This is a genomic window from Bacillus cereus, from assembly GCF_007678085.1.
Lineage (GTDB): Bacteria > Bacillota > Bacilli > Bacillales > Bacillaceae_G > Bacillus_A > Bacillus_A cereus_BE.
The window spans coordinates 203902-223439 of record NZ_VEDW01000002.1; the positions used below are offsets into that span (position 1 = coordinate 203902).

Consider the following 19538-nt stretch of genomic DNA (forward strand, 5'->3'; position numbering starts at 1 on the left):
TGAACGAAGCGCCTTCCTCGTCTGTATACATTTATGAAAGAATAGATGAGGGAGGCTTTTTTATGTCTAATAAATTACTTCTTGCTTTTGCTTTACTTGGAATTATAGTCGTATTTTCTTGTGGTTTGCTATTACCGATGCCAATCGGATTTAAAGTATCAATGATTACAGCCGGTGTCATGATGATTGTTATGTTTTCAATCATTATTCCGTTTGATAGAAAACATATAGTACGGAAAAAAGGATATAAAATTGATTTTACAAAAACAAAAGTGTATTTTCGCTGGAATGTATTTGATACGATTTCGGCTTGTCTTGCAGTGTATGCATGTATATGTGTGCAAGCATTAAATATTTTAGTTTCAACGGGACAGACAATTCAAAACCCGTATGTTCAATTTTTTACGAATCAATCACAAGTATGGATTATTGTCGCAAGTTGCTATTTAATTTCCCGCATTTCATTAACGTTAAAAGGAATAAAGGAGATCAAAAATCATGGCGCAGATTGGGATTGAGGAGGAACTCATGCTTGCGTATCAAAATGGAGATAAACAGGCGGGAGAAAAACTATATGTTTTGATCAAACCAGCGCTATACACATTTTTATATCGATTTAACCGAGATGAACAATTAAGTATCGATCTCGTGCAAGATACATTTTTGACATTAGAACGAAAGAAACATATGTATGAACTTGAAAAAGGAAAAATAAAAACGTATTTATTTCAAATTGGTTATCGGCTTATGATTAATAAATTAAATAGAAGAAAAAAGTGGCGTACGCTTTTGCCATTTTTAGTGCCGATTCAGGAAAAAGAATTTTCTCACGAAGATCGGCTCACAGTAAGAGAAGCAATTTTGAAAGTTCCGGAAGAGCAGCGAGCTGTCCTTATTCTTTCTTATTATCATGATATGCAGCAAAAAGAGATTGCGGAGATATTAAACATTCCGATTGGAACAGTGAAATCGAGACTTCATAACGGGATAAAGAAATTGAAACAATTGCTGGAGGTGGATGAAATTGAGCGAAAATCCCTTTAAGAGTGAATATAAATTAAAGCAGCATTTAGATAGTGATCATGTAGAAATACCGGATTTTTCAAAAACGGTAAGTCGCTTCGACCGATTAATCGGATTTCTTGGTTCTCCAGCGAAAGACCCTGTGGAGGCGACGATTGGGAATGATTTATCGGTTGTGTTTCATGTATCGCTATTAGTTGGGGTTCCAATTCTTTCTCTTATTACGATACTCTTTGCGACGTTGTAAAGGATTGGTAAGAAGAGAACACCTGCCTCTATTTGACACGCCTATATAAATGATGGTATAAAGAAAAGTATATGAATAATTGAGCGTGGAAAGGGAGAAGTAGTGATCATTTCCCTGTTTTAGAGAGCTGATGGTCGGTGGAAATCAGCACATAGATGATCGCGAATTACGCCCCTAGAGCATCTTTTTTCGATTGAATTGTATTCAAAAGGGAAAAGACGGTGCTAAGCCGTTATGTAAATAAGGTGGTAGGCTTTTTTGGCCTGCAACTAGGGTGGTAACGCGATAATCAAAATCGTCCCTTATTTGAAGGGGCGATTTTTTTATGTTTTCAACCTTCACGCCAGTAATGAACTTAAAGGAGAGTATGTAGGATATGGGTATTTTACAAGATCTTGAATTTCGCGGTCTAATTAATCAGCAAACAGATGCTGAGGGACTTGAGCAATTATTAGAAAAAGAAAGCGTTAAATTATACTGTGGTTTCGACCCGACAGCGGATAGCTTACACATCGGTCATATGTTACCAGTATTAATGTTACGTCGTTTCCAATTAGCTGGTCACCAACCAATCGCACTTGTTGGCGGTGGTACTGGTATGATCGGTGACCCAAGTGGTAAAAAAGCAGAGCGTACATTAAATACGAAAGATACAGTTGCTTACTACACAGAAAGCATTAAAAACCAACTTTCAAACTTCTTAGAGTTCGAAAACGTGGACAACCCAGCAACAATGGCTAATAACTATGATTGGCTTGGTAACTTAGATGTAATTTCATTCTTACGCGATATCGGTAAAAACTTCGGTTTAAACTATATGTTAGCAAAAGATACAGTAGCATCTCGTTTAGATACTGGTATTTCATTCACTGAGTTTAGTTATATGATTTTACAATCATACGACTTCTTAAACTTATACCAAAACCATAATTGCCGCTTGCAAATCGGTGGTAGTGACCAATGGGGTAACATTACAGCTGGTCTTGAATTAATCCGTAAATCAGAAGAAGATGCGAAAGCATTCGGTTTAACAATTCCACTAGTTACAAAATCTGACGGTACGAAGTTTGGTAAAACAGAAGGCGGCGCAATTTGGTTAGACCCAGAGAAAACAACTCCTTACGAGTTCTACCAATTCTGGATTAACACAGATGACCGCGACGTTGTTAAATACTTAAAATACTTCACATTCTTATCTCATGAAGAAATTCTTGAGCTTGAAAAACAAGTAGCTGAAGCACCAGAAAAACGTGCAGCACAAAAAGCATTAGGTTCTGAAATGACAAAACTTGTTCACGGTGAAGAAGCGTTAGAGCAAGCGATTAAAATTTCAGCTGCATTATTCAGCGGTTCTGTAGCAGAACTGACTGCAAGCGAAATCGAGCAAGGATTCAAAGACGTACCATCTGTAGAACGTACTGCAGAAGATACAGTATTAATCGACTTACTAGTAGAAAGCAAAATCTCTCCATCAAAACGTCAAGCACGTGAAGATGTAACGAACGGCGCAATCTACGTAAACGGTGAGCGTACACAAGCATTAGACTACGTTGTAACAGAAAACGATCGCATCGAAGGTAAATTCACAATCATTCGCCGCGGTAAAAAGAAATACTTCTTAATTCGCTACTAATCAGAAACGAATATAAAACAAATAGTACCCCGAATTGTAGGATGAAAAGTCTATGATTCGGGGTTTTTTATGTATGAATTTAGATTGCCTTACGAGTTCTTGTAAATAGAATATGAAGAATTAATACGATCATATAAAGTAAGCTAATGAGCATAACAATAAATGCTGTTGGATAAAACTTTGCCGCATATATAAAGAAATCGATTTGATAAATATCTTGGTAATTTGAAACGGTGCCTTTAAAGTAATTCGTAAATTTAGCGCTATATTTCCATTCATCAGGATAATCTATTAAATTACTCCCCTGATACCAACTCATAAGTGCTGAAGTAATAAACAACATAAATGAACTTCCGAGTTGAACCATTTGGTTTATTGTCAAAAAGAATCCACCTCCTATTTTATGGTTATTATAGCGTGCATTCATATTTCTGTAACCTTTTTGTTGTAATCTCCTTTTCGAGTTCATACGGAAATCACATGTAAGCGGTATGATAAATGTATAACAACTAGAAAGGAGTGGTAAAACAAAATGTCACTAGAAGCGCTCATTATTTTTTCTTTGCTAAACGCGGGTCAGCTTGCAGAGAATTCGAAGGTGGATGTACATAAAGAGCAGAAAGATGCTTATGTATATGTTCAGAAAGAGGAAAATAAATAATTTTATTTTATATATAAACGAAAAAAGCCAATCCACAGGATTGGCTTTTTGTCATTAACGAGAGTAGAACTCTACGATTAATGCTTCGTTGATTTCAGCTGCTAACTCAGAACGCTCAGCGTGACGAGTGTAAGTAGCTTCTAATTTATCAGCATCGAAAGTTAAGTATTCTGGTACGAAGTTGTTAACTTCGATCGCTTCTTTAACAACAACAAGGTTGTTAGATTTTTCGCGAACGCTGATTGTTTGACCAGGTTTTACACGGTAAGATGGGATATCTACGCGAGCGCCATCAACCATGATGTGACCGTGGTTTACTAATTGGCGAGCTGCGCGACGAGTGCGAGCTAAGCCCATACGGTAAACTAAGTTGTCAAGACGAGCTTCAAGAAGGATCATGAAGTTTTCGCCGTGCTTACCAGGCATTTTACCTGCTTGGTCAAATGTGCGACGGAATTGACGCTCAGTCATGCCGTACATGTGACGAAGTTTTTGTTTCTCTTGTAATTGTAAACCGTATTCTGAAAGTTTCTTACGTTGGTTAGGACCGTGAGGACCTGGTGCGTAAGGGCGTTTTTCTAATTCTTTTCCTGTGCCGCTTAGAGAGATTCCAAGACGACGAGACAGTTTCCAAGCTGGACCTGTATAACGAGCCATAGTTGACTCCTCCTTTAAAAATGTTTTTATTTACGTAAAATAAAAACAGACGTAATCGATATTTACGGGCATTTTGTTTTCATGTACCTTCGCTCCAGCAGCAGGGAGTTACGAGATACACCTCCGTAGAGGAACAAAATACAAACGATAAACTCACATTACAAGGCTGCCTTTTTATTTTACACAAACGCTATTATATCTTTTACCCAGAGTTTCGTCAAGCAAGTACGTTTTTGTTTTATGCATATAAATTTTGGAAATTAATAAGAAGGAATTTAAAACGATATAAAAGAAGTGATAGAAACACAAATAAAACGCTTACATAAAATGTAGTAAAAAATGTTCATTAATTTTTTGTTGATGAATATGCGGCAGTAAAAACATAAAAGGGGATGTTTTTATGAAAAAGAAGCATATGGAGACAGCGTTAATTCATCACGGGTATACATCAGAGGAACATAAAGGAAGTTTAACACCACCGTTATTTCAAACGTCTACATTTACATTTGAGACTGCGCAGCAAGGGGAGGCGAGTTTTGCGGGAGTGGATCCGTCTTATATTTACTCAAGACTTGGAAATCCAACCGTAAAATTATTTGAAGAACGTATGGCGGTGTTAGAAGGAGGAGAAGAAGCTCTTGCTTTCGGATCCGGTATGGCAGCTATTTCAGCAACGTTAATTGGTTTTCTAAAAGCTGGAGATCATATTATTTGTTCAAATGGATTATATGGGTGCACGTACGGTTTTTTAGAAGTGTTAGAAGAGAAGTTCATGATTACGCATTCGTTTTGTGATATGGAGACAGAGGATGATGTCGAAAATAAAATCCGTCCAAATACAAAGGTTATTTTCGTTGAAACACCGATTAATCCAACGATGAAATTAATCGATTTAAAACAAGTGATTCGGGTTGCGAAGCGAAATGGCTTACTTGTCGTTGTTGATAATACGTTTTGTTCACCTTATTTACAAAGACCGCTTGAGCTTGGTTGTGACGCTGTTGTGCATAGTGCGACAAAATATATTGGCGGTCATGGCGATGTAGTGGCGGGTGTAACGATTTGTAAAACGAAAGCGTTAGCTGAAAAAATTCGCCCGATGCGAAAAGATATCGGTGGTATTATGGCGCCGTTTGATGCATGGTTATTGTTACGCGGGTTAAAGACGTTAGCGGTAAGAATGGACCGTCATTGTGATAATGCCGAAAAAATTGTATCGTTCCTGAAAAATCATGATGCGGTAGAAGGCGTTTGGTATCCAGAAGGTGAGTTAGCATCTCACCAAATGAAACGAGGCGGCGGTGTGATTTCTTTTTCAGTAAAAGGAGGAAAAGAAGAGACGCAAGCGTTTATCAATGACCTTCACTTTATTACAATTGCGGTAAGTTTAGGGGATACAGAAACGTTAATTCAGCATCCGGCAACGATGACGCACGCTGCGATTCCAGCTGAGCTAAGACAAGAAATGGGCATTTATGATAATTTAATACGTTTATCTGTCGGTTTAGAATCATGGGAGGATATCGTTTCTGATTTAGAGCAGGCACTAAAGAAAATATCTACTGTTAGTAATCAATAAAAAAGAGTGAGCTATCGGTTTCGTACGTGATGTACGCAATCGATAACTCGCTCTTTTCTTTTTTAAATATGTTTTAGGAGTGTTTCCACAAACTTTTCTAAATAGCGCTGATCTACTTCATCAAAACGATTTTTTTCAGGGCTATCAATATCAAGTACACCAATGACAGTTTCTTCTTTCACGATCGGTACAACGATTTCTGAATTCGAAGCACTATCGCAAGCGATATGTCCTGGGAATTGGTGAACATCTGCTACAAGCTGCGTTGTTTTCGTTTCAGCTGCAACGCCGCAAACGCCTCGCCCAAATGGAATGCGCACGCAAGCAGGCATTCCTTGGAATGGTCCAAGAACAAGCTGATTTCCTTCTGTTACGTAAAAGCCAACCCAATTCACACGATCTAAAAATTGGTTTAATAATGCGGACGCATTTGATAAGTTTGCGACTACGTTCGGTTCGCCAGTTAATAATGCATCCAGTTGTTTAATTACTGTCTCATATTGCTGCACGCGAGAACCTGCATAACTTTCTTTTGTAAACATGGAAACAACTCCCTTTTTATCGAGATGTGTAAAATATTAGCAAAATACGATGTATTTCACATGACTTTGTCGATAGAAAAATAAAGGAATTTGTCTTAAAAGTCAAGAAATTTACACTATAGCTGTTCAGTGAGAGGAAGTGAGCGCATGAAACAGACGAAACAAAAAGTAATTGATGCGGCAATATCGTTGTTTAACACGAAAGGTTATGATGGAACGTCGGTGCGAGACATTGCAAAGCGAGCGGATGTGAATGTAGCGAATATTTCATATTATTTTGCTGGAAAGCAAGGCCTATTAGAGCAGCTTATTACGGATTTTTTAGAAGGGTATATTCATGTGATTGAAACGTCCTTTGAACAGAGAGAATATTTGCCGGCTAAAGATGTGATGGTGCAAATGGTGCGTGGGATTTTACGATATCAATTTGAAAATAGGGAACTGACACGTTTCTTCTACCGAGAGCTTTCACTAGATACGACATTAATTCGCGAAGTGATGACCATTTACTTTTCTAAAGAAAGATATTATATAGAGCAAATCATAAAGCAAGGACAAATGAAACGAGAGTTTAAAAAGGTATCTTTTACAATGTTTATGACGCAATTAAAAGGCATGATAAATATGCCGTTTTTATATCCGCAATATATATCAGAAGTGCTGCACTCTTTTCCGTCTGAGACATTTTTCATAGAAATGTACACGAAGGAAATTGAACAATGGATGGAACAAACATTATGTATAACGAATATGTATCAAGAATGGCCAAGAGCTGTTCATATGTGAAAAATCCCCACCTAACGAACTGAGGTGGGGATTTTTGTACTTTCTTTTCTTTGCCATATATTGTTGCATAATAGCGCGATAATTGTTAAAGCTGCTCCGGAAATTTCAATTTTGTCGACTGTATAACCTCGAAAGATGGAACCGATAAGTGCAAGTACAGGAACTAAATTCATAAATAATATGCCGTTAATAGATGAAATATAGCGATTTCCTGTGTTCCAGCAAAATACAGCGATAACACCTGCAATAATCGACATATAAAGGAGCTCAAAACGAACGTTCATAATTGTACGAAGTGACGGCACAGTAACGATGTTTGTATAAGTGAAGAAAGTGACAATAACGCTGAGTGAAATCGAGCCGAATAAACAAGTTAACGTCGTGTACCTAAGTGGTGACCAAGATTGAAAACGAGCACCGCCGTTCGTGTAAATGACCCAGCAGGTAACGCCGCATAGCATAAATATATTTGTTGAGAGGTGACTCGCAGCTCCAAATAATAAGTGAATATTTCCCTTTGAAATGACAAGCATAACACCGAGCAATGCAACAAACATACAAAGGAATGTGTAGTTTTGTGGGCGTTTGTTTTTCGTTATCCACTGTAATAATAAAGCGATGAGTGGCATAAGAGATTGAATCATCGCGGCATGGATGGCTCCAGCAGGTCCGGCAAGTTGTTGACCGTAAAAAATGAGAAAACCATATCCAGCGAAACCGACAGTTCCGTAAAAGAATAAAGGAAGTGTTCTTTTTTCTAGGCGGAGTGAAGCTTTTCCTTCAGTAATGAATAGCAACATAAGAAAAATAATAGCTGCTGATCCGTATCGGATAGTTGTGAAGAAGAACGGATCGATAAACTGCAGGGCATTTGCCATGACAGGAAACATAAATCCCCAAGCCGTTACAGCAAGTAAGCATAGGAGGGATCCGAGTAGTATTTGTTTTTTGTCCAAGAGTATCTTTCCCCTTTACATTTCGTTATAGTAAGTTGATGAAATAAGTATAAAGAGTAATTGTTTATAGAAGGAAATATCGATTTTTTATGACAGTTATAACTTTTTGTTAGAGGTGTGTACGATGGATTTAGAGGCAGTACGATCGTTTATTGAAGTGAAGAATACGCGAAGCTTATCGAAGGCGAGTAAGCTTTTACATATTTCTCAACCGGCGCTTAGTAAGCAAATTCAAAGGTTAGAAGCGGATTTAGAAGTTATTTTACTCAAGCGTTCCGCGCAAGGAGTAGAGTTAACAAGCGCTGGAGAGTTATTCATAACAAGAATGTTACCGGTTTTGGAACACATACATGAAGTGAAAACCGAAATGAAGAATTTTCAAGAAAAGCGGAAAATTTCTATAGGCATATTGCCAAGTTTAGCGGCGCATTATATATCAAAATTTAAAGATGTATTAGGTGATGGGTTCGAAGTAGAATGGAAAATTGAGCATACGAAAGTATTAATGGGACTCTTTAAAGAACGAAAGATTGAAGCGATGTTCATCGATTCGGTAGTAGAAGACGCTGCGTGTATAAAAGAAATACGAGAAGAAAAAATTGTTTGTGTCGTTTCAAATGATCATCTTTATAAAGAGAAAATAGTAATTCAAATGGAAGATTTGCAAAATGAAAAGTTAATCGTATATCCAGAAATCTGTGATGTAAGAAAAATGATTATGAACATGTTTCATGGGATAGGTGCGAAACCAATCATTGCATTTGAAACTTCTTATGCAGAACCGATGCTTGCGATGGTCGGTGCTGGACTTGGTATTACGTTACTTCCAGAAATGTCAGTAGAGCAAGCAGTAAGGCAAGGAAATGTGCATGCGATTTCTATTGAGCCACCACTTGTGCGCAAAATTTATTTCGCATCTCATATGGAAGAGTACCTATTATTACAATCATTTGACGATGAGAGGTAATCCAAACGGAATATTGAGAAAGATTACAATTGCATTGAAAGAAACATGAAATTTTAAAAAAAACTAGGTCAAAAACAAGCCATTACATGGTATGATTAGTACATTGTTAGTTGTTAAATATAGGGGAATTCCCTTTTTATACATAATGCCTTCCATTTCATAAACGGAACGGACAAAAAAAGAGATATAACTAGGAGGCTTTTTTGCATGGATTCTATCCTGACGATCGTTATCATTGTAGTAAGCTCTATTCTAGTGCTGCTCATGATAGAGCTTGTGATAAGAAATCGTTCATATAAAGATATTGAAGCACTGGAGCAGTGGAAGCAAGAGATAAAAGATAAACCTGTGGCAGATGAACTAAAACGGGTAAAAGATTTAAATATGACGGGTCAAACAGAAGAGCTGTTTGGTAAATGGCGTGAAGAATGGGATGAAATTGTATCAACAACCCTTCCGAAAGCTGACAAAGATTTAGCGCAAGCGCGAAAATTCGCCTCGCAATTCTCCTTCCGCAAAGCAAAGCATGCGATGAATGAATCCATAAGTGGTTTAGATGACGCTGATAATCGTATTACAGATATTTTAAATGAATTACAGCAATTGTTAGAAAGCCATGAAAAAAATAGCTCGGAAATTGAAGAGTTACGTGATACATATCGTAGTATGAAGAAGAGTGTTCTTGCTCATAGACATATGTATGGAGCAGCAGAACAGAAAATTGAAGAGATGCTAGACGCTGAATCTAATAAATTTAAAAGCTTTGAAGAGGCAACAGATAATGGTGACTATTTAAAAGCGAGAGAAATTGTTATTAGTTTAGAAGAAGGTTTGGCAAGCTTAGAAATCATTATTCACCAAATTCCAGATTTATTGGTAGAGTGTCAAGCGACGTTACCAGTACAGCTGGAAGATTTATTGCACGGACATAATGATATGGTAAGACAAGGTTATGTATTAGAGTATTTGGAAGTCCCTAAAGAAGTTCGTGATATGACGACACAACTACAAACATGTTTAATGGATATACAGGAGCTTCATATAACGGAAGCAGCTGAAAAAGTAGAAAACTTAAAAACGCGTTTAGATGGCTTCTATGATCAACTGGAACAAGAAGTACATGCGAGACATTATGTGGAGCAAAAAACACTTTCTGTTTATGAAGACTTAGAAGAAATTCGCACAGAAACGATTGAAACAAAAGCAGAAACACAACTTGTGAAACAAAGTTATCAGTTACAAGATAAGGACATTGAGTCTCAAAAAGTAATTGAAAAGCAAATGCACATTTTAATGAAACGTTTTGAAATGTTGCAATTACGTGTTGCTGAACAAGATATTGCCTTCTCTATCATTCGTGAGGAACTAGAAGAAGTTTATGAGCAATGTGAAACGTTAAAAGTACTTCATGCAGAATATAAAGAAATGCTGCAAACGATGCGTAAAGAGGAATTTGAAGCGCGTGAGAAGTTGCAAGAAATGCGGAATATCATTTTTGAAACGAAACGTTTTATGCAAAAGTCGAATTTGCCAGGTCTTCCAGAAAGCATTATGGAAGATTTAAAAAGAGGACAAATGGCAATGCAAGCTGTATATGAACAGTTAGAAGTGAAACCGCTAAATATGAACGCTGTAAATAGCAGTTTAGAAGAAGCGTACACAACTGTTAATGGTGTAGCTGAAATGACAGAAGAGTTAATTGGACAAGCGTATTTAGTTGAAAAATTAATTCAATACGGTAATCGTTACCGCAGTCATGATGAGAGCCTTGCAGAGAGCTTAAATTATGCGGAGAAATTATTCCGTGAATATCAATACGATGCAGCTTTAGAACAAGCGGCTTCTATACTAGAGCAACTTGAACCTGGCGTTGTTCAAAAAATAGCTGAATATGTAGACAATGAACAAACCCTTTCATAAGGGTTTGTTTTTTTGTGTAATTTTGGGGACGATGTTGCTATAATGAATAGCGGAATACAGTAAGGTTATTCGTTTTAATATAAGGTGAAACTGTAATCGGTAGAGCCATCCTCACTAATTATTGGCATTCACAATCGGGATAAAATGGAACCTTTGAGTAGTCTTAGCGTAATTACACGTATTTGTGATATGATTATATGATGTGATAGCGCTGAAAGGGGAAGAACGATGATCTATTTTGATAATAGTGCGACGACAAAGCCATATCCAGAAGCTCTTCAATCGTACGTAACGGTTGCAGGGAAATATTTTGGGAATCCTTCTTCTATTCATTCGCTTGGAGGAGAGGCAGAGCGTCTATTAACACAATCAAGAACGATTGCAGCGCAGCTTCTTCACGTTAAACCTTCTGAGATTATTTTCACATCAGGTGGAACGGAAGGGAATAACCTTGCGATTAAAGGAATAGCGATGAGGAATCGTTCGCGCGGTAAACATATCATTACAACAAATATTGAACACGCGTCTGTGTTTGAAGCATATAAACAACTAGAAGATCTCGGTTTTGATGTAACATATTTACCGGTTAATGAGCATGGTGTTGTATCGGTAGAGGATGTAAAACGAGCACTTCGTGAAGATACGATTCTTGTGTCAATTATTCACGTGAACAACGAGACTGGAGCAGTTCAGCCTGTTGCTGAAATTGGAACGTTATTATCGAATTATCCGAAAATAAGATTCCATGTGGACCATGTACAAGGGATAGGAAAAGTACCGCTTGATTTATATGCTTCTCATATTGATCTTTGCTCAATATCTGGACATAAATTCCACAGTGTAAAAGGAACGGGTCTTCTTTATGTGCGTGATGGCGTAAGGTTAGATCCAATTTTATCAGGTGGTCAACAAGAGCTTAAGTATCGCTCTGGTACAGAAAATTTACCTGGCATTGTAGCGATGGTGAAAGCACTTCGTATGACAATGGAACAAGTGAAAGAAAAGATAGCTCATTTGCACAATTTACAAACAGAGCTTGTCCGTTTTTTTAAAGAGATGGAAGATGTAACGATCAATACGTCGCTTGCATATGCAGCACCGCACATTTTAAATGTATCATTTGTTGGTTTAAAACCAGAAGTGGTTGTTCATGCTTTAGAAGAGCACGGTGTATATGTATCGACGAAGTCTGCTTGTTCTTCAAAAGCAAATGAAGTGAGCAGAGTGTTAGTGTCAATGGGAGTACCGCATGCCGCTGCTGCAAGTGCCATTCGCATTAGTTTGGCACCAGAAAACACGATGGAAGAAGTAAAACAATTTGAAGGTATTGTGAAAGAGACGATGCCAAAATTATATGAAGTGATGAGGTAAAGAAATATGATGACATATGAATATATTTTAGTTCGTTATGGAGAGATGACGACTAAAGGTAAGAACCGTTCTAAATTTGTAAGCACATTAAAAGATAACGTAAAGTTCAAACTGAAAAAGTTCCCAAATATTAAAATCGATGCAACACATGATCGTATGTACATCCAATTAAATGGCGAAGACCATGAAGCAATTTCTGAAAGATTGAAAGATGTATTTGGTATTCATAAGTTTAACTTAGCGATGAAAGTACCATCAGAATTAGAAGATATTAAAAAAGGTGCATTAGCAGCTTTCTTACAAGTAAAAGGCGATGTGAAAACATTTAAAATTACAGTGCACCGTTCTGATAAACGCTTCCCAATGAAGACGATGGAGTTACTTCCAGAAATCGGTGGGCACATTTTAGAAAACACAGAGGATATCACAGTAGATGTTCATAATCCAGATGTGAATGTACGTATAGAAATTCGCAGTGGTTACACATATATTATGTGCGGTGAGCATATGGGAGCTGGCGGTTTACCAGTTGGCGTTGGTGGAAAAGTAATGGTACTTCTTTCTGGTGGTATCGATAGCCCAGTAGCAACGTACTTAACGATGAAACGCGGCGTGTCTGTGGAAGCAGTTCACTTCCATAGCCCACCTTTCACAAGTGAGCGTGCAAAACAAAAAGTAATCGATTTAGCACAAGAGTTAACGAAGTACTGTAAACGTGTAACACTTCACCTTGTTCCATTTACAGACGTGCAAAAAACGATTAATAAAGAAATTCCATCTAGCTATTCAATGACAGTTATGCGCCGTATGATGATGCGTATTACAGAGCGTATCGCAGAGGAGCGTAATGCACTTGCAATCACGACTGGTGAAAGTCTTGGACAAGTAGCAAGCCAAACGTTAGATAGTATGCATACAATTAACGAAGTAACAAACTATCCGGTTATTCGTCCGCTTATTACGATGGATAAATTAGAAATTATTAAAATCGCTGAAGAAATCGGCACATATGATATTTCAATTCGTCCGTACGAAGATTGCTGTACAGTATTCACACCAGCAAGCCCAGCGACGAAGCCGAAGCGTGAAAAAGCGAATCGTTTTGAAGCGAAATACGATTTCACATCATTAATCGATGAAGCTGTAGCGAATAAGGAAACCATGGTATTACAAACAGTAGAAGTAGTGGCGGAAGAAGAAAAATTCGAAGAACTTTTCTAAACCCATAAATTACCATATATAAAACGTGTATGAAGTCATGTTATTTATCACACTCTATACTCACAAGGAGGTGATATAACATGTCACGTAGCACAAATAAATTAGCGGTTCCTGGTGCTGAATCAGCATTAGACCAAATGAAATACGAAATCGCTCAAGAGTTTGGTGTTCAACTTGGAGCAGATGCAACAGCTCGCGCTAACGGTTCTGTTGGTGGTGAAATCACTAAACGTCTAGTTTCACTAGCTGAGCAACAATTAGGCGGTTTCCAAAAATAATCCCATATATGATGGCTTAGAAAGAGCGGGTTCTCCCGCTCTTTCTTTTTGTTGTTTGCACCGTTATACATTCATTTCGACATAGATATGAAAAATTTGTCAAAAGAAGAGGGTTCAAAATAGACAGAAAATTCTTTATTATATAAGGGAGGCATAAAGAAAAAGGAGGATGTTTATGAAGAGAGAGGAATTGTTGGCGCCGCCGTCTTATAATTTAGTTTCTGAAATAGAGAAATATACAGGTGATAAAGGGAAACTAGCTTTAATTTGGCAAGATGATAAAGGGAATAGACGAGAAGTTACATACGCTGAGTTAATGAAAGGTGCGAATAAAATTGGAAACGCTTTTATAAAGAGTGGCCTACAAAAAGGGGACAAGCTTCTTATTATGATGCCGCGTTTAATTGAAGCGTACATGACGTATATCGCTGCAATTAAAGCAGGATTTGTCGTAATTCCGAGTTCGGAAATGTTGCGCAAAAAGGATATCGAATATCGCATCGGGCACGGGGAAGTAAAAGCAATCGTAAGTTATGAGCCGTACATTGGACAGTTTGATGATATAGAAGCGATGGAATCTCTTCAAAAATTCGTTCTGAGCGAGCAGTCAGTAGATGGATGGATTAATTTAAAAACAGCGTTAGAAACAGAAAGTGACCTGTTAGAAATGGCGAAGACAGATAAAGAAGATATGGTCTTTTTATCTTACACGTCAGGGACGACAGGAAATCCAAAAGGTGTTGTTCATACGCATGCGTGGGCATACGCTCATTTACGTACGAGCGCTCCAAACTGGCTCGGAATTGAAGAAAATGATGTTGTATGGGCAACGGCTAGTCCAGGTTGGCAAAAGTGGATTTGGAGCCCGTTTTTAGCAACTCTCGGATCAGGGGCAACAGGATTTGTATACAACGGTAAATTTGAACCAAAAACGTATTTAAATTTATTAGATAATAATAAGGTGAATGTGCTTTGTTGTACGCCGACTGAGTATAGATTAATGGCAAAGGTAGAAGATTTAAGTGAATACAATTTAGAGGCGTTACATAGCGCTGTATCCGCAGGTGAGCCGTTAAATAGAGAAGTCATTGAAACATTCCAAAAGCACTTTAAAATTACAGTGAGAGACGGCTATGGGCAAACGGAAAATACATTGCTTGTTGGTGTAATGAAAGGAATGGATATTAGACCAGGATCAATGGGAAAACCAACGCCAGGCAACCACGTCGATATTGTAGATGAGGAAGGTATTCCGGTACAGGTAGGAGAAGTTGGTGATATTGCAGTTCACATTGAAACACCAGCCCTCTTTAAACAATATTATAAAGACGATGAGCGCACAGCGATGCAATTCCGCGGTGATTATTATATTACTGGTGATAAAGCGAAGAAAGATGAAGACGGCTATTTCTGGTTTGAAGGGCGCGGTGATGATATTATTATTAGCTCTGGTTATACAATCGGACCGTTTGAAGTAGAAGATGCACTTGTAAAACACCCTTACGTAAGAGAGTGCGCAGTTGTCGCGAGCCCTGATGAAATTCGCGGAAGTGTCGTGAAGGCATTTATCGTATTAAGAGAGAATATAGACAAGAACGAAGAAACATTAATTCCAGCACTCCAACAACACGTCAAAGAACTCACTGCACCATATAAATACCCTCGCAAAATTGAATTTGTAGATGAACTACCAAAAACGATTTCTGGAAAAATTCGCCGTATTGAACTTAGAAAACAAGAGATGGAGATTCCGTCAAAATAATTTCGAAAATAGTTGAATGAACTGTAAACAATATGATATTATAAAAGCGAACATTAGTTCGATTTTATAAATTAAAAAAAGAGGTGTCCGTATGATTTTAGGTATTAATCCGTACTTAGTTTTAGATGGTAGTGGGCAAGAGGCTGTACAGTTTTATAAAGAGGCGTTAGATGCAAAAGTAGAAGTCATGCAAACTTTTGGTGACATGCCTGAAAATCCAGAATATCCGATTCCAGCTGAAGCGAAAGAGCGCGTTTTACATGCTACTTTAAAAGTTGGGAATACGGACCTTATGATTTCTGATACATTCCCAGGTCAAGGGCATGCAATCGGATCTCAAGTAACAATCGCAATTCAAATTAGTAATGCAGAAAAAGCAAAAGAAGTATTCGAAAAGTTACAAGAAGGTGGCGAAGTTATTATGCCACTTCAAGAAACGTTCTGGAGCCCAGCATACGGACAACTAAAAGATAAATTTAGCATTGAATGGCAAATTACAACGTCTACTACTGAACAAAATTAATTTTTGGAAAAGCACCATTTTTAATTGAAATGGTGCTTTTTTTATACGGACTAATTTCGTAGACTAAGGAAAAAGGGGATGAGCATATGGGAGAAATTTGGTATGGCGGCACCATTTACACAATGCGAGAAGAGAATGAAAAAGTGGATGCTGTTTATGTTGAAAACGGTATGATCGTTGATGTCGGAAGTAAAGAAGAGTTAGAAGACCGATATGCTACGGTTAAATTGCACGATTTAGAAGGCAAAACGATGATTCCAGGTCTCGTTGATAGTCATATGCATCTTATTGGGCATGGAGAGAGGTTACTCCGTCTAGATTTATCAAGTTGTACATCGTATAGCGAAGTGCTGACTTTCGTTCGGAAACGAGTAGAAGAAGCGCCAAAAGGTTCTTGGATTATTGGAGAAGGCTGGAATGAAAATAACTTTACAGATACAAAACAAGTTCACGTACATGATCTAGATGAAATTTCTAAAGAACATCCGATTTTATTAAAGCGTGTTTGTCGCCATGTGACATGGGTGAACTCATACATATTGCAAGAAGCGAACATAACAGAAATGACGCAAGACCCGAAAGGCGGGAAAATCGGCCGGGATTCATCAAATATGTTAACAGGCCTTTTATATGAACAAGGGCAAGAGTTAATTAAACATGTGCAGCCAGAAATTGATGAAGCTTATTTACAAAGAGCCCTGCAAACAGCAATTAAAGATTGTTGGCAATATGGACTTGTTGGCGGACATACGGAAGATTTAAATTATTACGGTGGCTTTAGAAAAACGCACAATGCGTTTTCTTATGTTATAAAGGAAATGCCATTTAAAGCACATTTACTCGTTCACCATGAAGTAGCACATGAACGAAAAGAATATGAAAATGAACACTATATTGAATTTGGGGCGATGAAAATTTTTTCAGATGGCTCTTTTGGCGGAAGAACAGCTTTATTAAGTGAACCGTATGAAGATGCGCAGGAAACAAATGGAGTTGCAATCTTCTCACGTGAAGAGCTTGCGGAGTTAGTGAAAAAGGCACGAGATTTACATATGCCAGTTGCGATTCATACAATTGGTGATTTGTCGCTTGAATATGTCATTGATGCACTTGAATTATATCCACCAGCAGAAGGATTACGCGACCGCATTATTCATTGTCAGCTAGCTCGTGAAGAGTTGATTGAGAGAATGAAACATTTGCCGGCTATTATTGATATTCAGCCCGTCTTTGTGTCATCGGACTTCCCATCAGTCAGTGAAAAACTAGGCGAGCATCGTCTTCGTTATGCATACGCGTGGAAGACGTTACTAGAAGCAGGATTACACTGCAGTGGTGGATCTGACGCACCAATTGAACAAGTGGATCCGTTTTTAGGCATATATAGCGCTGTTACACGCAGAAGTTTTATTGACGGTGTATGCTATATGCCGGAGGAAAGATTAACAGTATACGAGGCTATCTCTCTGTTTACAACAGGAAGTGCCTATGCAATTGGAAAAGAAGCGAAGCGAGGACAAATCGCGAAAGGATATGAAGCGGACTTTACGATAGTAAATCGCAATATTTTTGAAATAGAGGCAGAAGAAATAAAAGAAGTACAAGCAGAAATGACTGTAATTGATGGCCAGATTGTTTATAGAAAAGATGCGTGAAAATATAGCGACTTACCGATAAGAAATGATAAGAATAGTGGCTGATAGCGAGAGAAATAAAAAACCGCTGAATTATCGAATCTCATAATTCAGCGGTTTTTTTCATGCTATAAAAACGTTCTCTGTACTTTTTCCCAGAAGGAATTGTTTTTTAATTTAACTGTTTTAATTTGTTTATCGCTTAAGCGTACAACAACTTTTTCCACTTGTTTAATGCTAAGTGCTTCGTTATCCATACCGATAACAGGATAATCGTTACCGTCTGGTTTTAGTTTTAAAGTTAGTGTACGCTTGTGATTTAAAATGAACGGTGAACCGAGCGTACGGTATGTGTTGTTATTTAATGATGCTAGTTCGCTTATTTGGAAGCATGGGATGAGCGGATCAACAACCGCACCATGTAATGATTTATTGTAAGCTGTACTTCCTGTTGGGGTAGAAACAACTAAACCGTCCCCTCTAAATGTTTCGAAATATAGATCATCAACGTGAACATCTACAACGAATGTTTTAATAATACTAGAACGCAATGACAACTCATTTAAACAATGGAAAGATGTACCGTGATCTACATCTACCTGAATTGTTGGATATTTTCGCACTTCAATTTCATTTTTTGTAATTTCTTGAAGGGCTGTATCAATGTGATCAATATGGAAATCGCAGTAGAACGAAATTTCATCTTTCGTAGAAATCCCTGCATATAAGCAATCTTCTCTAAAACCAGTTTTACGAACGGCTTGTAAGAAAGTTGCATCATCTCCAACACTGACGATAGCGTTTGCATTTTTTGGATGATCTAATATGGTAAATCCATTCTCTTCTAAAATACGATAGATTGGTTTCATTTTTTCAACGAGCGTTGCTTTTTCATCACCATAAAAGAAAAATAAATTGCGACGATCTGCCATTATGTATCCCTCCACTGCAGTTAAATTTTCTGTTTTTCGTGCTACATATCATCCAAATACGTTCCCCGACGATATGTTCAAATAATATATTTCGATATAAAATGTCAAAATCCCTTTTTATTTTTAGAAAAATTTTTATATTCAATCTTATGGGATTCTGTTTAATGATGAATAAACTTGTCGATAATGGGTACGGAGTGAAAGGATGATACGTATGAAGTGGCTCGTAATTGGAATAATAATTCTTCTCCTTTTTATTTTGCTTATACTATTGTCGAAAATAAAGCTTAAAGTGACATTTTTATATTCAGAAATGGAAAAGCAATGTTTGTTTCAAGTGAAAATATGGATGATTCGATATACATTCGATGTGTTGGAAAGAATGGAAAAGCAACAGAAGAAGACGGGACAAAAGATTAAGAAGGCTGAAGAGGATGGCGGATTAGATAATAAAATTATGGCGCAACTTGATAGTATGGGGGAGCTGATAAAAAAGCTGCAAGAGGTTCATACTATTGTTAAAGATTTTCTCAAACGAGTGAAAATCAATGGTTGGAGATGGCATACGCAAATTGGTGCAGGTGATGCAGCGAGTACTGGAATTGTCACTGGATATGCATGGGGGACAAAAGGAATGGTTGCTGGAGTTGTAGGACAATATATGCATATTGTCGATGTACCAGAGTTTGAAATTACCCCTGTTTTTCAAGGGAAAGGATTCGCGTCAAGATGTGAGTTAACGGCATCTTTTCGTATATTCCGGGCTATAAAAACAGCGGTGAAATTGCTCATGTTTATGAGAAAGCAAAGATCTGGTATGACAGAAAAATCTGTTCAAGCATAGGG

At 37.6% G+C, this 19538-nt stretch carries 21 protein-coding genes and 1 other annotated feature; of the genes, 16 read left to right on the plus strand and 5 right to left on the minus strand.

Annotated elements, in window-relative coordinates:
* Positions 1–62 precede the first annotated feature (62 nt).
* The 4 genes from FS742_RS10180 (at position 63) to tyrS (ending at position 2903) form a co-directional block, all read left to right on the plus strand.
* Positions 63–518 (plus strand): hypothetical protein, encoded by a 456-nt coding sequence (locus tag FS742_RS10180; RefSeq protein WP_098076387.1) that lies wholly within the window; start codon positions 63–65, stop codon positions 516–518.
* A complete protein-coding gene (locus tag FS742_RS10185; RefSeq protein WP_144612238.1) occupies positions 499–1044 on the plus strand; it encodes an RNA polymerase sigma factor in 546 nt (181 codons plus the stop codon). Before FS742_RS10180 ends, FS742_RS10185 begins: the two co-directional genes overlap by 20 nt.
* Positions 1025–1270: a hypothetical protein gene (locus FS742_RS10190; protein ID WP_144612239.1), complete on the plus strand. Its 246-nt coding sequence runs from the start codon at positions 1025–1027 to the stop codon at positions 1268–1270. Before FS742_RS10185 ends, FS742_RS10190 begins: the two co-directional genes overlap by 20 nt.
* Positions 1271–1347: 77 nt before the next feature.
* Positions 1348–1576 (plus strand) — a binding site (T-box leader).
* Between the two features lie 70 nt (positions 1577–1646).
* Complete coding sequence (gene tyrS, locus FS742_RS10195) at positions 1647–2903, plus strand: tyrosine--tRNA ligase (RefSeq protein ID WP_000512075.1); 1257 nt, start codon at positions 1647–1649, stop codon at positions 2901–2903.
* 79 nt (positions 2904–2982) lie between these two features.
* Here tyrS and FS742_RS10200 read toward each other — a convergent pair whose 3' ends face one another.
* Positions 2983–3285 (minus strand): YjdJ family protein, encoded by a 303-nt coding sequence (locus tag FS742_RS10200; RefSeq protein ID WP_144612240.1) that lies wholly within the window; start codon positions 3283–3285, stop codon positions 2983–2985.
* A 150-nt stretch (positions 3286–3435) separates the two neighbouring features.
* Between FS742_RS10200 and FS742_RS10205 the strand changes: the two genes are divergently transcribed.
* Complete coding sequence (locus tag FS742_RS10205; protein ID WP_000050944.1) at positions 3436–3564, plus strand: hypothetical protein; 129 nt, start codon at positions 3436–3438, stop codon at positions 3562–3564.
* Positions 3565–3618: 54 nt separating this feature from the next.
* Here the strand turns inward: FS742_RS10205 and rpsD are convergent, their stop codons facing one another.
* Positions 3619–4221 carry a 30S ribosomal protein S4 gene (gene rpsD / locus FS742_RS10210; protein WP_001970982.1) on the minus strand — a complete coding sequence of 201 codons (603 nt, stop codon included), beginning with the start codon at positions 4219–4221 and terminating at the stop codon, positions 3619–3621.
* A gap of 400 nt (positions 4222–4621) precedes the next feature.
* On the opposite strand from rpsD, the gene megL reads away from it, so the two are divergent.
* Entirely contained in the window at positions 4622–5800 is a 1179-nt protein-coding gene (gene megL / locus FS742_RS10215; protein ID WP_144612241.1) for a methionine gamma-lyase, read from the plus strand.
* Positions 5801–5862: 62 nt separating this feature from the next.
* On the opposite strand, the gene FS742_RS10220 is transcribed toward megL, so the two are convergent.
* Positions 5863–6342 (minus strand): GAF domain-containing protein, encoded by a 480-nt coding sequence (locus tag FS742_RS10220; RefSeq protein WP_144612242.1) that lies wholly within the window; start codon positions 6340–6342, stop codon positions 5863–5865.
* Between the two features lie 147 nt (positions 6343–6489).
* Between FS742_RS10220 and refZ the strand changes: the two genes are divergently transcribed.
* Complete coding sequence (gene refZ, locus FS742_RS10225; protein ID WP_144612243.1) at positions 6490–7128, plus strand: forespore capture DNA-binding protein RefZ; 639 nt, start codon at positions 6490–6492, stop codon at positions 7126–7128.
* 11 nt (positions 7129–7139) lie between these two features.
* Here the strand turns inward: refZ and FS742_RS10230 are convergent, their stop codons facing one another.
* Positions 7140–8084 (minus strand): DMT family transporter, encoded by a 945-nt coding sequence (locus FS742_RS10230; protein ID WP_144612244.1) that lies wholly within the window; start codon positions 8082–8084, stop codon positions 7140–7142.
* 124 nt (positions 8085–8208) lie between these two features.
* On the opposite strand from FS742_RS10230, the gene FS742_RS10235 reads away from it, so the two are divergent.
* The 8 genes from FS742_RS10235 to FS742_RS10270 all read left to right on the plus strand — a co-directional run bounded on the left by FS742_RS10235 (position 8209) and on the right by FS742_RS10270 (position 17781).
* The gene (locus tag FS742_RS10235) at positions 8209–9051 is read left to right on the plus strand and encodes a LysR family transcriptional regulator (protein ID WP_144612245.1); all 843 of its coding nucleotides are present in this window, start codon (positions 8209–8211) and stop codon (positions 9049–9051) included.
* A gap of 207 nt (positions 9052–9258) precedes the next feature.
* On the plus strand, positions 9259–10971 hold the full coding sequence (ezrA, locus tag FS742_RS10240) for a septation ring formation regulator EzrA (protein ID WP_144612246.1): 1713 nt from the start codon (positions 9259–9261) through the stop codon (positions 10969–10971).
* A gap of 228 nt (positions 10972–11199) precedes the next feature.
* A complete protein-coding gene (locus FS742_RS10245) occupies positions 11200–12342 on the plus strand; it encodes a cysteine desulfurase family protein (RefSeq protein ID WP_144612247.1) in 1143 nt (380 codons plus the stop codon).
* A gap of 6 nt (positions 12343–12348) precedes the next feature.
* Positions 12349–13563, plus strand: a complete 1215-nt coding sequence (gene thiI, locus FS742_RS10250; protein ID WP_098238043.1) for a tRNA uracil 4-sulfurtransferase ThiI — start codon at positions 12349–12351, stop codon at positions 13561–13563.
* Positions 13564–13643: 80 nt separating this feature from the next.
* On the plus strand, positions 13644–13841 hold the full coding sequence (locus tag FS742_RS10255) for an alpha/beta-type small acid-soluble spore protein (protein WP_000091639.1): 198 nt from the start codon (positions 13644–13646) through the stop codon (positions 13839–13841).
* 175 nt (positions 13842–14016) lie between these two features.
* Entirely contained in the window at positions 14017–15603 is a 1587-nt protein-coding gene (gene mbcS, locus FS742_RS10260) for an acyl-CoA synthetase MbcS (protein WP_144612248.1), read from the plus strand.
* A 91-nt stretch (positions 15604–15694) separates the two neighbouring features.
* Positions 15695–16126, plus strand: a complete 432-nt coding sequence (locus tag FS742_RS10265; protein ID WP_046956207.1) for a VOC family protein — start codon at positions 15695–15697, stop codon at positions 16124–16126.
* An 86-nt stretch (positions 16127–16212) separates the two neighbouring features.
* The gene (locus FS742_RS10270) at positions 16213–17781 is read left to right on the plus strand and encodes an amidohydrolase (protein ID WP_144612249.1); all 1569 of its coding nucleotides are present in this window, start codon (positions 16213–16215) and stop codon (positions 17779–17781) included.
* Between the two features lie 107 nt (positions 17782–17888).
* Here the strand turns inward: FS742_RS10270 and FS742_RS10275 are convergent, their stop codons facing one another.
* Positions 17889–18692, minus strand: a complete 804-nt coding sequence (locus FS742_RS10275; RefSeq protein ID WP_144612250.1) for an NAD kinase — start codon at positions 18690–18692, stop codon at positions 17889–17891.
* A gap of 205 nt (positions 18693–18897) precedes the next feature.
* On the opposite strand from FS742_RS10275, the gene FS742_RS10280 reads away from it, so the two are divergent.
* Positions 18898–19536 carry a DUF2953 domain-containing protein gene (locus FS742_RS10280; RefSeq protein ID WP_144612251.1) on the plus strand — a complete coding sequence of 213 codons (639 nt, stop codon included), beginning with the start codon at positions 18898–18900 and terminating at the stop codon, positions 19534–19536.
* The last annotated feature ends 2 nt before the right edge of the window (positions 19537–19538 follow it).